At 41.0% G+C, this 14971-nt stretch carries 14 protein-coding genes; 4 read left to right on the plus strand and 10 right to left on the minus strand.

Annotated features, from left to right (window positions below):
* Nucleotides 1-95: 95 nt before the first annotated feature.
* Together mnmG and mioC are read right to left on the minus strand one after the other, a co-directional pair.
* Entirely contained in the window at nucleotides 96-1985 is a 1890-nt protein-coding gene (gene mnmG, locus AAEY98_RS14430) for a tRNA uridine-5-carboxymethylaminomethyl(34) synthesis enzyme MnmG (RefSeq protein WP_351017768.1), read from the minus strand.
* A gap of 471 nt (nucleotides 1986-2456) precedes the next feature.
* Nucleotides 2457-2897, minus strand: a complete 441-nt coding sequence (gene mioC / locus AAEY98_RS14435; RefSeq protein ID WP_335692778.1) for an FMN-binding protein MioC — start codon at nucleotides 2895-2897, stop codon at nucleotides 2457-2459.
* Nucleotides 2898-3012: 115 nt separating this feature from the next.
* Here mioC and AAEY98_RS14440 point away from each other — a divergent pair, with 115 nt between their 5' ends.
* Entirely contained in the window at nucleotides 3013-4380 is a 1368-nt protein-coding gene (locus AAEY98_RS14440; protein ID WP_162024241.1) for an alanine/glycine:cation symporter family protein, read from the plus strand.
* A 78-nt stretch (nucleotides 4381-4458) separates the two neighbouring features.
* Here AAEY98_RS14440 and fghA read toward each other — a convergent pair whose 3' ends face one another.
* Both fghA and AAEY98_RS14450 read right to left on the minus strand, forming a co-directional pair.
* Nucleotides 4459-5304: an S-formylglutathione hydrolase gene (fghA, locus tag AAEY98_RS14445; RefSeq protein ID WP_350999760.1), complete on the minus strand. Its 846-nt coding sequence runs from the start codon at nucleotides 5302-5304 to the stop codon at nucleotides 4459-4461.
* Between the two features lie 73 nt (nucleotides 5305-5377).
* A complete protein-coding gene (locus AAEY98_RS14450) occupies nucleotides 5378-6508 on the minus strand; it encodes an S-(hydroxymethyl)glutathione dehydrogenase/class III alcohol dehydrogenase (protein WP_351017773.1) in 1131 nt (376 codons plus the stop codon).
* Between the two features lie 141 nt (nucleotides 6509-6649).
* On the opposite strand from AAEY98_RS14450, the gene AAEY98_RS14455 reads away from it, so the two are divergent.
* Complete coding sequence (locus AAEY98_RS14455; RefSeq protein WP_192116444.1) at nucleotides 6650-7516, plus strand: LysR substrate-binding domain-containing protein; 867 nt, start codon at nucleotides 6650-6652, stop codon at nucleotides 7514-7516.
* Here AAEY98_RS14455 and AAEY98_RS14460 read toward each other — a convergent pair whose 3' ends face one another.
* The 6 genes from AAEY98_RS14460 to rpmH form a co-directional block, all read right to left on the minus strand.
* Entirely contained in the window at nucleotides 7517-8131 is a 615-nt protein-coding gene (locus AAEY98_RS14460; protein ID WP_101087360.1) for a 3'-5' exonuclease, read from the minus strand. It lies immediately after the preceding gene.
* Nucleotides 8132-8156: 25 nt separating this feature from the next.
* Nucleotides 8157-9518, minus strand: a complete 1362-nt coding sequence (gene mnmE, locus AAEY98_RS14465) for a tRNA uridine-5-carboxymethylaminomethyl(34) synthesis GTPase MnmE (protein WP_351010602.1) — start codon at nucleotides 9516-9518, stop codon at nucleotides 8157-8159.
* 81 nt (nucleotides 9519-9599) lie between these two features.
* Nucleotides 9600-11228, minus strand: a complete 1629-nt coding sequence (gene yidC, locus AAEY98_RS14470) for a membrane protein insertase YidC (RefSeq protein ID WP_162024243.1) — start codon at nucleotides 11226-11228, stop codon at nucleotides 9600-9602.
* 3 nt (nucleotides 11229-11231) lie between these two features.
* Nucleotides 11232-11486, minus strand: coding sequence for a membrane protein insertion efficiency factor YidD (yidD, locus tag AAEY98_RS14475; protein ID WP_011639469.1), 255 nt, complete (start codon nucleotides 11484-11486; stop codon nucleotides 11232-11234).
* A complete protein-coding gene (gene rnpA / locus AAEY98_RS14480) occupies nucleotides 11453-11809 on the minus strand; it encodes a ribonuclease P protein component (protein ID WP_011639470.1) in 357 nt (118 codons plus the stop codon). The genes yidD and rnpA overlap by 34 nt, the downstream gene beginning before the upstream one ends.
* Before the next feature lie 12 nt (nucleotides 11810-11821).
* Nucleotides 11822-11959 carry a 50S ribosomal protein L34 gene (gene rpmH, locus AAEY98_RS14485; protein ID WP_006083827.1) on the minus strand — a complete coding sequence of 46 codons (138 nt, stop codon included), beginning with the start codon at nucleotides 11957-11959 and terminating at the stop codon, nucleotides 11822-11824.
* 445 nt (nucleotides 11960-12404) lie between these two features.
* Here rpmH and dnaA point away from each other — a divergent pair, with 445 nt between their 5' ends.
* Together dnaA and dnaN are read left to right on the plus strand one after the other, a co-directional pair.
* Nucleotides 12405-13790 (plus strand): chromosomal replication initiator protein DnaA, encoded by a 1386-nt coding sequence (gene dnaA / locus AAEY98_RS14490; RefSeq protein ID WP_011635493.1) that lies wholly within the window; start codon nucleotides 12405-12407, stop codon nucleotides 13788-13790.
* Nucleotides 13791-13809: 19 nt separating this feature from the next.
* A complete protein-coding gene (dnaN, locus tag AAEY98_RS14495) occupies nucleotides 13810-14910 on the plus strand; it encodes a DNA polymerase III subunit beta (protein WP_101087363.1) in 1101 nt (366 codons plus the stop codon).
* Nucleotides 14911-14971: the final 61 nt, after the last annotated feature.

Genomic DNA, 14971 nt, shown 5'->3' on the forward strand with positions numbered 1-14971 from the left:
GCATGATAAAGACGGCAGTTATTATGAAGCCGTAAAAGCACTAAGGGAAGCCTTATGGCTTCCCTTGTGGTATTGAGTTGAAAAAATAACTATATTTATGCGATTTTTCGCAATAATCCTCGTTTTTTCAAATGTACTAGCAAAATTGAGATCGCTGCAGGAGTAATGCCTGAGATCCGTGATGCTTGTCCAACTGTGTCAGGTTTATGATTATTGAGTTTTGCGATCACTTCATTTGATAAACCAGGCACTTCTTGATAATCCAGATCAAGTGGCAATAATGAGTTTTCATGACGGATCGCTTTATCAATTTCATCTTGCTGACGCTGAATGTAACCAGAGTACTTAACTTGAATTTGTACTTGTTCAGCTGCTTGTTGATCTTCAAGTCCAGGACCAAAACCCTCTAATGACATAAGCTTTGCATAATCCATTTCAGGACGGCGTAGCAAGTCTTCAAATGATGCTTCACGTGAAATAGGGGTGTTTAATTGTGGATTAAGTACCCCTAATAAAGCTGAATTTGGGTGAACCCATTGGCTGCGCAAGCGCTGAAGTTCTAATTCGATCGATTCTCTTTTGGCAATAAATGATTCCCATCGCTTATCATCAACTAAGCCTAATTCACGGCCTTTTTCAGTCAAACGTAAATCGGCATTATCTTCACGAAGTAATAAACGATATTCCGCACGGCTGGTAAACATGCGGTATGGTTCTTTTGTACCTAAGGTTGATAAATCGTCAACTAAAACACCTAAATAAGCTTCATCACGACGAGGACACCAAGCTGCTTTGCCTTGAACTTGCAGTGATGCATTCATTCCAGCAAGTAAACCTTGAGCTCCGGCCTCTTCATAACCAGTAGTACCGTTAATTTGACCAGCGAAATAAAGTCCTTCGATGGCTTTAGTTTCTAATGAGTTTTTAAGATCACGTGGATCAAAGTAATCATATTCAATAGCATAGCCAGGACGCATAATTTCAGCGTTTTCCATGCCTTTAATTGAACGGACTAAATTTAACTGTACGTCAAACGGTAAACTGGTTGAGATACCGTTTGGATAAATTTCATTAGTGCTTAGGCCTTCAGGCTCAATAAATATCTGATGTGATGATTTATCTGCAAAACGGTGGATCTTGTCTTCGATAGACGGACAATAACGCGGTCCAATCCCTTCTATAACACCTGAATACATAGGGCTACGATCAAGTCCTCCCCGAATAATGTCGTGGGTTTTCTCATTGGTATGAGTGATAAAACATGAAACTTGTCTTGGATGCTGACTAACATTACCAACAAATGACATTACTGGCAGTGGTGTGTCACCTTTTTGCTCAGTCATTTGTGTAAAATCAATGGTATTAGCATCGATACGTGGTGGTGTCCCAGTTTTTAAACGGCCAACACGGATATTTAATTCACGTAATCTATTCGCTAATGCAATTGCCGGTGGATCACCTGCGCGACCACCACTGTAATTCTGCATACCAATATGGATTTTACCACTTAAGAATGTACCGGTTGTTAACACAATTGCTGGTGCTTCAAAAGCTAAACCCATTTGTGTTACTACACCAACAACTTTATCGCTTTCAACAACTAGGTCATCAACAGCCTGTTGGAATATACGTAAATTAGGTTGGTTTTGTAATATATGTTGGATTTTTTGACGATACAGCGCTCTGTCTGCCTGGGCACGTGTTGCACGAACAGCAGGACCTTTGCTTGAATTTAATGTTCTAAATTGAATACCTGCAAAGTCAGTGGCGGTTGCCATTGCTCCACCTAAGGCGTCAATTTCTTTTACCAAGTGGCCTTTACCAATCCCGCCTATTGCAGGATTACAAGACATTTGGCCAAGTGTGTCGATGTTATGGGTCAACAATAATGTTTTTGAGCCCATTCTTGCAGCTGCAAGTGCTGCTTCAGTTCCGGCATGACCACCACCAACAACAATTACATCAAACCGTTCATGAAAATGCATTATCTGACCTTTGATAGCTAAGAAAGTTAAATTCGAATTTATTCTTTTTTCGATTGGATCATTTTAGCACTTGCTCGTCTGAACGTGAACGATCATTTTTCATTGATTGATCAAGATGCGGTTTGCTTAATAGATCTTAAGATCTTTATATAGATCTTTTTATTATGTTTATTATTAGGATCGGACTTTTCTGTTGATAACTTTTATTTCTGTTTAAAATCATACGGTAAAGTTAAAACTAACCTGTGATCTGATCGCGATCAAACTCAAGATAACATGGGGATAGATCGGGTAGTTATCCACAAGGGTGATCATTGAGCAGATCGGACTGTGAATAGTACAGAGTTATGATCGCTAAAAATAATAGCTTATCCACAAACTTATACTTATAAGTAATATATTGTGGATAAGTATGATCTAATCTGTGAGTTGATCACGATTTATGCAGACAATGATCGGATATCTATATGCTTAGATAAGATGTTGCCATTGCAATAACCACGCTAGAGCAGGTTCTTCTGGTATTGGGTCTCGTTGCACATCTATTTGGATCTTATCCACAATGGCTTTAGATCCATTTTGCAAAAGTAGTGCGGTTATTTTTTCTGGCCCTTGGCAGAAAGTATCGTAACTAGAGTCACCAATTGCACATAAAGCGAACTTTATATGGTTAAGATCGGGCATTTCGATCATTAATTGCTTATGAAATGGCACTATGTTGTCGGGAAGATCGCCTGCTCCATGAGTAGAACATACAAGGATCCACACTGGAAAATCTGCTAATTCATCTATATTAGGCTCAATAAATACCTTTGTTTGATGGTTTAACTCATCAAGTTGAGCTGCCAATTCATCGGCAACATATTCTGAACCGCCTAATGTTGTGCCTACTAATAATGCTACTTTTGCCATCTTGACTCCGAATTATTAAATTTATTCATCTATTTTACGCTTATTTTTCATTGCGCTGTGCGAGTAATATCAGTATTTTCTTAATTACTATTTAACAATAAAACAACAGGTTTTAATGAATCTTGCTGATATTACTAAACAGCTAGCTGACCTTGCATGGGGTCCTCACATGCTTATTTTACTCGTTGGCGGTGGCTTATTCTTCCTTATTTATTCTCGTTTTGTGCCTTTTAGGTACATAGGTCACGCTATTAATGTCGTGAGAGGTAAATATCCTGATGATGGCGCCGAAGGGCATATCAGCCATGCTGGGGCGTTATCCAGTGCTATGGCCGGTACCGTGGGAATGGGAAATATTGGTAGTGTTGCTGTGGCTATTATGGTCGGTGGTCCGGGAGCTATTTTCTGGATGTGGATCAGCGCTATTGTTGGTATGGCGACCAAGTTTTTTACATGTACTTTGGCTATTATGTATCGTGGTAAAGATGAAAATGGTGATGTACAGGGTGGCCCTATGTACATTATTACTCAAGGGTTAACTAAAAAATGGCATTTTTTAGCGGTATTTTTCTGTGTTGTTGGCTTAATTGGTAATTTCCCGCTGTTTAACTCAAATCAATTAGTACAGATAATCCGAGAGTGGTTATTTGTTAAACCGGGTCATTTTCCGGCGGATCAATCGACTTTTTGGCTTGATTTGAGTTTAGGGATCGTTGTTATGGTGATAGTGGCAAGCGTTATTCTTGGTGGAATTAAGCGTATTGCGACCGTAGCATCTAAAGTTGTGCCGATGATGATCTTAATTTACATGAGTTGTGCTGCTTATGTGATTGTGTCAAATATTGAGCAAGTACCTGGCTATTTTAGTCTTATTTTCACTGAAGCATTTTCGTTAAATTCGGTTGGCGGCGGAATTTTAGGGACAATGTTAATTGGTATTCGCCGAGCGGCATTTTCGAATGAGGCCGGAATTGGTACAGAGGTTATGGCTCATGGCAGTGCCAAAACTAATGAACCAGTAAAAGAAGGTTTAGTGGCCATGTTAGGCCCTGCTATTGATACATTATTAGTCTGCACTGCAACAGCGATGATTATTTTAATCTCGGGTGTGTGGCAAGGTACTGATGCTGAAGGGGTAAATTTATCGGCGCAGGCATTTGAAATTACGATGCCAGGTATTGGACCATATTTGCTTATTTTATGTGTGGTGTTTTTTAGTATTAGCACCATTTTTACTCAAGCATTCTATGGTGGCCAATGTTTTGCCTTTTTATTTGGTCGTAAACGTATTCGTTTTTATCAGTACTTTTATTTATTAGCTATTTTGTTTGCTGCGACAGCCAGCTTGCAAGAAATTGTGAATATTATTGATGCTGCTTATGCATTGATGGCGATACCGACGATGACGTCTGCTTTATTGTTAGCTCCTAAAGTTAGGGCTGCAGCAAAAGATTATTTCTCTCGGTTAGATGCTAATCGTTAACTGTAATGTATAAAAAAACGAGCCAAAATGGCTCGTTTTCATTTTTATTGATTCATTACAACTATCAAATATTGTATTTTATTTAAGTGCTAAGTGTTTAGCATGAAAACGCAGATGGTCTTCAATAAACGTTGCGATAAAATAATAGCTGTGGTCATAACCTGGCTGCATTCTTAGTTCAAGCGGATAACCTTTGTCTTTAGCTACTTGAACTAAGGCTTGTGGTTTTAACTGCTCGTCTAAAAAGTTGTCATTACTGCCTTGATCCACCAGCGTGGGCACAAATTGTTGGCTATTGGCCATTAACTCGCAGCTATCGTATTGTTGCCATTGCTGCTGATCATCACCTAAATAACCACGGAATGCTTTGATGCCCCATGGGCAGTCCATTGGGTGACAAATAGGACTAAATGCTGACAGGCTGTTATATCTGTGCGGATTTTTTAATCCTATGGTTAACGCGCCATGTCCACCCATTGAGTGGCCGCTAATACTGCGTTGCTCTGTTACTGGGAAATGGGCTTCAATCAGTGCTGGCAATTCGTTTACCACATAATCATACATTTGGTAATGCTGACTAAATGGTGGTTTGGTGGCGTTTAGATAAAAGCCTGCACCTAAACCAAAGTCATAAGCGCCGTCGGTATCATCTGCAACACCTTCACCTCGAGGGCTGGTATCGGGTGCGACAATAGCCATGCCTAACTCTGCTGCTATGCGTTGTGCACCTGCTTTTTGCATAAAGTTTTCATCAGTACAAGTGAGCCCTGACAACCAATATAAAACCGGCACTTTTTGGCTTTCGGCTTGTGGCGGTAAGTAAATAGCAAACCGTATGGTGCAATTAAGCGTACTTGATTGATGACTGTATTGTTTATGCCAACCACCAAATGCTTTGGTACTGCTGATACTTTCAATGGTCATGATGTGTCCTTATTTGTCAAACCGCAGTTAAGTCGTTTTACACTTAACTGCATCTGTCATGATAAATTAAGTGTTACTTGGCAAAGTGGATCACGCTGCGAATACTTTCACCTTTGTGCATTAAATCAAATGCATCATTAATGCCGTCAATACCCATGGTGTGAGTTATAAAGTGGTCAAGTTTAAATTCGCCAGCTAGGTATTGCTCAACAATACCAGGTAATTCACTGCGTCCTTTAACGCCACCAAATGCACTGCCACGCCATACGCGACCAGTAACTAATTGGAATGGACGGGTTGATATTTCTTGGCCTGCACCTGCTACACCAATAATGACGGACTCGCCCCAACCTTTATGACAGCATTCTAATGCACTGCGCATTACATTGACGTTACCAATACATTCAAATGAGAAATCGACACCACCGTCGGTCATTTCTACAATCACTTCTTGAATCGGCTTATCAAAGTTTTTAGGGTTAATGCAGTCTGTTGCCCCTAATTTTTTGGCAAGTTCGAATTTTGATTCGTTAAGGTCAATACCAATAATTCGGCTGGCGCCAGCCATGGTGGCACCAATAATTGCCGATAGACCAATACCGCCTAAACCAAAAATAGCGACAGTATCACCTTTTTGAACTTTAGCTGTTTTCAAGACAGCGCCCATACCGGTAGTCACACCACAGCCTAATAGACATACTTCTTCTAATGGCGCATCTTTACTGACTTTTGCTAATGATATTTCCGGTAATACAGTGTACTCAGAAAATGTTGAACAACCCATGTAGTGAAAAATTGGCTCACCATCTTTAAAGAAACGCGTGGTGCCGTCTGGCATTAACCCTTTACCTTGAGTTTCACGCACTGCGCTGCAAAGGTTGGTTTTACCAGAAGTACAGAATTTACATACTCCACATTCTGCTGTGTATAACGGAATAACATGATCGCCGACTTGTACGCTAGTAACGCCTTCACCGACCATGTGAACAATACCGCCGCCTTCATGACCAAGAATCGCCGGGAATACCCCTTCAGGATCATCACCTGAAAGCGTGAAAGCATCGGTATGACAAACGCCAGATGCCACAATACGTACCATGACTTCACCCGCTTTTGGGTACATTACGTCGACTTCTTCTACCGATAGTGGTTGGCCAGGTCCCCAAGCAATAGCGGCTTTGGATTTAATAAATTGTACTGACATAAATGATTTCCTTAACATTAACGACCATGGTCAACATGGTTAAGTGGTTTTACTACAGTGTAGTGTATTTAGCCATTGTATTTGTTTATCATAGAATGATAATTAGCTTATTTTGCAAATGACTTTTACGAGAATGTAATAATGATGAAGTGGGAAGGCATTTTTGAATTTGTGGCTGTGGCCGAAACTGACAGTTTTACAGTGGCTGGCAAGCGTTTGAGTATTTCTACCGCGCAAGTGAGTCGACAGATTAGTCAGCTTGAAAACCGTTTAAACACCAAATTATTTTATCGCACCACCCGCAAAGTATCGTTAACCGAAGAAGGTACGGTTTATTATCAGCATTGTCGCCAAGTATTAAACAGTCTTGATGAAGCAGAACGTGCTATTTCAAGCTTAAAAGATAAGCCACAAGGACTGATTAGAATTACTGCACCAGTGACTTACGGTGAAAAGTTTATCATGCCGATAGTGATTGATTTTATGCAGCAATATCCTGATATTGAAGTGATTTGTGAGCTGACTAATCAGCAACTTGACTTAGTGGATGGTGGTTATGATTTGGCTATTAGGTTAGGGCGGTTAACTAATTCTACTATGATGGCAAAGCGGCTTACGAGTCGCAGCCAATATGTGTGCGCAGCCCCGAGTTATATCGCTAAATACGGTACGCCTTATGCGTTATCGGAGTTAAGTCAGCATAATTGTTTAATCGGCAGTCAGTCTCATTGGCATTTTGTTGAGCAAGGTAAACCCAAGGCGGTAAAAGTGCATGGATCTTTAGCCTGTAGTAGTGGTTTAAGTTTATTAAATGCGGCTATTTGTGGTTTGGGGATTGTGCAGTTACCGGGATATTACGTCAATGATGCTATTACTGAAGGGGAGTTAGTGGTATTGCTGGCACCTTTTCAACAACCTAAAGAAGGTATTTGGGCTTTGTATCCGCATAATCGCCATTTATCACCCAAAGTGAGATTGCTGGTCGATAAGTTATCGCAAGAGTTGTAACTAGCTCATCGTTCGCAAATAACGCGCAATTTGAGCTTTTGGTAGGCTGGATATTTTATTGATCATATCAATGGTAATAGCTTGCTTGGGCAGCTGTAGTTGTAATAGATCTATTTGATGTAACCATAAATGGCTGGTCATGGTGGCATCGGCTAAAGCGCGGTGAAACACACCATCGTTAGGTAACTGGTGATGATCTACAAGCGTGCCAAGCTTATGGTTGGGGGCATCTTGGCTTATCCGCCTTGATAATAATAACGAGCAAGCAAACTGACCAGTGTAATACAGTTTGCTATGGCTAAACTCAGCATCGAGAAACTTTTTATCAAAGCTGGCATTGTGTGCCACCAAATTAAAACCATCAATAAACTTAGCAAACTGCCCCATGACTTGTTTGGACGCAGGGGCATGTTTAAGCATATCGTTACTAATACCGGTGTATTGCTCAATAAAACTATTGACTCGCCGACCAGGATTAATCAATTCCTGAAAAGTATCGACTATTTGACCATTAACTAACTTAACCGCACCAATTTCTATGGCTCGGTCACCGTTATCTGGTGATAATCCTGTGGTTTCAAAGTCGAGTATCACGACGTGATTGGCGAGTTTCATCAATTTACACCTATTTACCGATACACTATTTACCAATACAGAATGAGCCAAAAATCTTGCCCAATAAATCATCTGAGGTGAATTTACCGGTGATCTCAGATAAGGCCATTTGTGTCATGCGCAGTTCTTCTGCCAGTAACTCTCCAGCTAAATACACTTCAAGTTGTTCTTTACCCAGTTGTAAGTGATTTGCAGCAAGATCGAGTGCTTCTAAATGGCGGCGGCGGGCAATAAAACCACCTTCTAAGTTACTTTGGTAACCCATTAATGATTTGAGGTGTTGCTTTAACTCATCAACCCCTAAACCTGTTTTAGCTGATATCCTATAAACGCTGTAACCTTGCTCTTCGGTGTTATTTAAGGTTTCACCGGTTAGGTCAGCTTTATTACGTATCACTGTCACTCCCAGCTTTACTGGTAGACGGTCGATAAAGTCAGGCCAAATTTCGTGCGGATCTATGGCGTCAGTTGTGGTGCCATCGACCATAAACAAGACTCTATCGGCACTGGCTATTTCTGCCCATGCGCGTTCTATGCCGATTTGTTCAACAGTGTCTAGAGTGTCTCGTAACCCAGCCGTATCGATAATGTGCAGTGGCATACCGTCTAAGTGGATATGTTCCCGCAATACGTCACGAGTTGTGCCTGCTATTTCAGTCACAATTGCCGATTCTTTACCGGCTAATGCATTGAGTAAGCTTGATTTACCAGCATTAGGACGGCCGGCAATCACAACTTTCATTCCTTCACGGATGATTGAACCTTGTTTGGCGCTGGCTTGCACTGTGTCTAGCTTATCGATGATTTTATATAAGGCGTTGGCAATTTTACCATCGGATAGAAAGTCGACTTCCTCATCGGGGAAATCAATCGCGGCTTCTACATATAAACGCAGGTTGGTGACTTGGTCGACAAGCTCATGAACTTCTTTTGAGAATTCACCTTGTAGTGATTGCAAGGCACTTTTTGCTGCTTGTTCACTGGTGGCGTCAATTAAGTCAGCAATCGCTTCTGCTTGAGTTAAGTCGAGTTTATCGTTCATAAAGGCTTGTTCGCTAAATTCACCTGGTCTAGCAATACGAATACCGTCTATTTCCATCACTCGCTTAATTAGCATGTCGAGTACTATTTGACCGCCATGACCTTGCAGTTCTAGGACATCTTCGCCGGTAAATGAATTTGGTCCTTTAAAAAATAGTGCAATCCCTTGATCAATCACCTGACCGTCAGCATTGTTAAAGTCACAATATTCTGCGTAACGCGTTTTGGGTATGTGGCCAATAATCGCTGTCGCGACATTAGTGGCTAAATCACCAGAAATACGAATGATGCCTACGCCACCTCGTCCAGGGGCGGTGGCTTGTGCCACAATAGTGTCTGTTGTCACGGTATTACCTATAAAATTGATAAAGGAAAAGGCGGCTAATCAGCCGCCTTTTTAATCAGTTATACAACATTGAGCTTAGGCTTATTTTATGCCATTTTTCTCAAGGCCAGCATAAATAATTTTCTGCTGTGTGATTGCAACTAAGTTACCCACTAGCCAGTAAAGTACTAGACCTGCTGGGAACCATAAGAAGAATACGGTAAAGATAACTGGCATCCACTGCATCATTTTTACTTGCATTGGATCCATTGTTGGCGCTACCGGTTGCATTTTCTGCATTAAGAACATTGATAAGCCCATTAACAATGGCAATACATAGTATGGATCTTGGACCGATAAATCATTAATCCAAAGCATGAATGGCGCGTGGCGTAATTCATAGCTTTCTAGTAGTACCCAATATAGTGCAATGAAGATTGGCATTTGTAATAGAATAGGTAAGCAACCGCCCATAGGGTTTACTTTCTCTTTCTTATACAGCTCCATCATAGCTTGACCCATCTTTTGACGGTCATCACCAAAGCGTTCTTTCATCTCTGCCAATTTAGGCTGTAGATTACGCATTTTGGCCATAGAGGTATATTGCTTTTTAGTCAGCGGATATAGACCACCACGGACGGTGAGAGTGATCAAAATAATAGCCACACCCCAATTGCCCACAAATGATTGATAGAACATCAATAACCAATGGATTGGAATCGCTAACCACCATAAGAAACCGTAATCAACAACCAAGTTTAAGGTTTCAGAAATAGCTGAAAGCTCTTTTTGGTTTTTAGGGCCAACATAAAACTGTGAGCTAATTTCTTGAGTTGCGCCAGGAGCAATATCATATACCGCACCACGGAAACCAATATTAGCCATTCCACCAGCACTCATACTTGAGAAAATGGTGTTTGAATCTGTTGCTGGCGGCACCCAAGCTGACACAAAGTAATGTTGTAGCATTGCTGCCCAACCACCCTGTGTTACTTTAGCAAGATTTTTGTCAGCCATATCGTCAAAGTTATATTTCTCATAACGAGTATCTTGAGCCGAGAAAGCACCACCACGATAGGTTGGCATCATCATGCTGCTTTCAGATTCTTTAATCGTTTGCTTAATTTGACCATACATTTGCACTTGTAACGGTGCAGCCGAAGTATTGTTGATGCTGTAATCTACGCCGACATCATATTGACCACGGGTGAACGTAAAGGTTTTTACGTAGGTGACACCGTTGTCTGCTGTATAAGTAAATGGCACGGTTAATGTGTCTTTACCCTCAGCTAAAGAATATGAATTGGTTTGAACACTATAAGCAGCTCGACCATTGGCACTACTATCAATACCATCACGTCCAATAAGTCCGCTTTGGGCGATATAAGTGAAATTGTTCTTTTGTTCTAAAATGACAAATGGGTCACTACTGTCAATTTCGCGTTTATGTTCCACTAATGCGGCATAAACTATGTCACCACCAATCGGGCTGATTTTAATATCAAGCTGATCAGTTTTAACGCTAATAAGGTTTTTATTTGCAGGTAATTCTATTGGTTCCCCAGAGATATCTGCTTCTGGAACGTCAGCACTGTGTTGTGAGGCGGCGTTAGTTTGGCTAACAGTTTGAGCTGTTGCCGGTTTTGGTGCTTTATCTGTTTGCCATTGTTGCCACATTAAAAAGCTGACAAACAGCAGACCGATTAGCAATATATTGCGTTGAGATTCCATAGCCTATTTATTACACCTGTCATTTTTAGGGGGGACGGGATCACTACCGCCGGGATGTAAAGGGTGACATTTTAATATGCGTTTCATTGCAAACCAACTACCTTTCACTGTTCCATGTGTTTTTATTGCTTCGATAGCATAATAAGAACAAGTTGGATTGAACCGACACCGCGGTCCCAATAAAGGGCTGATAAGAATTTGGTAACCACGGATAACCGTAGTTGCTAGCCATTGTAACGGCGACTGAGTTTGCGCCATAGCTTTTCTATTAATTTGTGTAGTTCTGCATTTTCCATTTCCATCACGCCATTTCTGACTAATACAACGATATCTATATCTGGGATGTCGTGTTGATGTAAACGAAAACTATCTCTTATCACACGTTTAATACGATTACGTTGGTTTGCACGTTTAACAAAACGTTTGGCCACAGTTAATCCTAAACGAGGATGTTGCTCTGAATTTGGAATTGCGAGCAGAGTTATTTCAGCAGAGGATGCTTTGATTGGATTGGAGAATACAGATTTAAATTGCGCGGGAGTTAACAAACGTAACTCCCGCGAAAAGGTATAGCTAGTCACCTAGTTATCTACTTACGCAGATAAACGAGCGCGACCTTTCGCACGGCGACGTGCAAGGACCTTACGGCCGCCTACAGTAGCCATACGAGCGCGGAAGCCGTGAGAACGCTTGCGCTTCAGGTTGCTAGGTTGAAAAGTACGTTTACTCATGATGGCAATCCGTCTTTGTTAGTGAATTTACCTTATCTCCAACATTAGAGGTAAGGGCAAAAAAGAGGCCGAATTGTAATCACTTTAAGTAGCCTCGTCAATAACGAAAGTACTTATATGACAAATTTCTGCCAATCTTTATTTGAAGCTACTATCGATTAAGCACCAGAAGATGTGGATAAGTCTGTGTACAGACACTATATCTTGTGGATCTTTCGTTGTTTCAGTAGATCAAAGAAATGCTATTATAGATCAAGGTGGATCGGTTAATAAAGCTGGATTTGCTTGAATCTTGCAATTAATGGATCGATTTTGATCTTCGCTGATCTCAGATATATACACAGAATGATCCCGCTGGGGATAATTCTTCTTTAAAGGATAGCGATCATTGTGATCTCCCTATAGAATACACCTCCTTTGATTAAAGATATTTGGGGATAAATAAGTGGCGGTTTCACTTTGGCAACAATGTATCGGCAGACTGCAAGACGAGTTATCAGCACAGCAGTTCAGTATGTGGATCCGTCCGTTACAGGCTGAAATGGATGGTGATACTTTGGTTTTGTATGCGCCAAATCGTTTTGTGCTGGATTGGGTACGCGATAAATACATCAATATCATTAATCAATTTTTTACTGAACAAATGGGCAGTAATGCACCTAAGTTACGTTTTGATATTGGTAGCCGTCCTTCAGCTCGTCCGGTTGCGCCAGCTCCTGTAGCGGCTAAGCCTGTTAATCGCCAAACTAAAGCCCAGGTAGGAACCACGTCCTTTAATACCCAGGCTGAACCGATTATTAACCCTAATCATCGCAGCAATATTAATCCTACTTACCAATTTGATAACTTCGTTGAAGGTAAATCAAACCAGTTAGGTAAAGCTGCTGCATTGCAAGTTTCTGAAAATCCTGGTGGTGCTTATAATCCGTTATTTTTATATGGCGGCACTGGTTTAGGTAAAACTCACCTTTTACACGCTGTAGGTAATGGCATTATTAAAAATAATCCCAATGCCAAAGTGGTGTATATGCATTCTGAGCGTTTTGTTCAGGACATGGTTAAAGCGCTGCAAAATAACGCGATCGAAGAATTTAAGCGTTATTACCGTAGTGTTGATGCGCTATTTATTGATGACATTCAATTTTTTGCCAATAAAGATCGTTCACAAGAAGAGTTTTTCCATACCTTTAATGCATTGTTAGAAGGTAATCATCAAATTATTTTAACCTCAGACCGTTATCCGAAAGAGATCGACGGGGTAGAGGATCGCTTAAAATCTCGCTTTGGTTGGGGCTTAACGGTTGCTATTGAGCCACCTGAATTAGAAACCCGCGTAGCGATTTTAATGCGTAAAGCACAAGAGAGCGGAATAAACCTACCTGATGAAGTGGCATTCTTTATTGCCAAGCGTTTACGTTCAAACGTACGTGAATTAGAAGGAGCACTAAACCGCGTGATTGCTAATGCTAACTTTACTGGCCGCCCAATCACTATCGACTTTGTGCGTGAAGCATTAAGAGATCTCTTGGCACTACAAGAAAAATTAGTCACTATAGATAATATTCAGAAGACTGTTGCTGAATACTACAAAATAAAAATGGCAGATATGCTGTCTAAACGCCGTTCTCGCAGTGTGGCAAGGCCTAGACAAGTGGCGATGGCGCTATCTAAAGAACTTACTAACCAAAGTTTACCGGAAATTGGTGATGCTTTTGGTGGTCGTGACCATACGACAGTATTACATGCTTGTCGTAAAATCGCCCAATTGCGCGAAGAAAGTCATGATATTAAAGAAGATTATGCTAACTTGATTAGAACTTTGTCTTCTTAATTCAGGGAATGTTGACACGATGAAATTTTCAATTGATAGGGATGCCCTATTAAAGCCGTTGCAGCTAGTGTGCGGCGCGGTAGAACGCAGACACAACTTACCTATTTTAGCCAACTTATTAGTTGAAGTTAGTGAGTCATCACTTAAGCTAACAGGCACTGATTTAGAGGTTGAGTTGGTGGGCCAAGCGGCTATTCATGGTGACATTGATATCGGTCGTACGACGGTTCCGGCTAAAAAGTTACTGGATATTGTTAAGTCATTACCAGAGCAGAGCGAATTAAAGGTCGAGCAACAAGATAATAAATGGTTATTGCGTTCAGGTCGCAGCCGTTTTTCATTGGCAACATTACCCGCCGAAGATTATCCCAACGTTGAAGAATTCCAAGCGGATATCGAATTTAGCTTAAAGCAAGGCGTGTTGAAGTCGATTATTGATTCAACTCAGTTTTCAATGGCTAACCAAGATGTACGTTACTACCTCAATGGTTTGTTATTTGAAACTGAAGGTAATGTATTACGTGCTATTGCCACCGACGGACACCGTTTAGCCTTAAGTCATCGTACGCTTGATGTTTCATTACCCGAAAAACAAGTGATTGTGCCTCGTAAAGGGGTGGTTGAAATGGCGCGCTTGCTCGACAGTGACGACCAGGACATTACCATTGCCATTGGTGATAATGCCATTAGAGCGATTACCAGTTCCGCGGTATTTACCAGTAAGCTTGTCGATGGCCGTTTCCCTGATTACCGCCGAGTGTTACCTAAGGGTGGCAATAAGGTGGTTATCGCCAGTCGTAACCAATTAAAACAAGCGTTAACTCGTGCGTCTATTCTTTCGAATGAGAAATTCCGTGGAGTACGTATTCAGCTTGAATCTGGCTTATTGAAAATTACTGCCAATAATCCTGAACAAGAAGAAGCTGAAGAGATCATCGATGTTGAATATGACTCTGACAAGCTAGAAATTGGTTTTAACGTCAGTTATCTACTTGATGTGTTAAATAACTTAGCCAGTGATGAAGTACGAATTACTTTAATTGATGGCAATTCAAGTGCCTTGATTGAGAACCACAAAGAAGAAGATTCTATGTATGTCGTGATGCCAATGCGTCTGTAATGCGTTATTGTGTTATTGCTATATGAAAGGTGCTGCAAAGCACCTTCTTTGTTTCTACCGT

Origin of the sequence: Shewanella sp. AC91-MNA-CIBAN-0169, from assembly GCF_040310165.1 — a bacterium.
Taxonomy (GTDB): domain Bacteria; phylum Pseudomonadota; class Gammaproteobacteria; order Enterobacterales; family Shewanellaceae; genus Shewanella.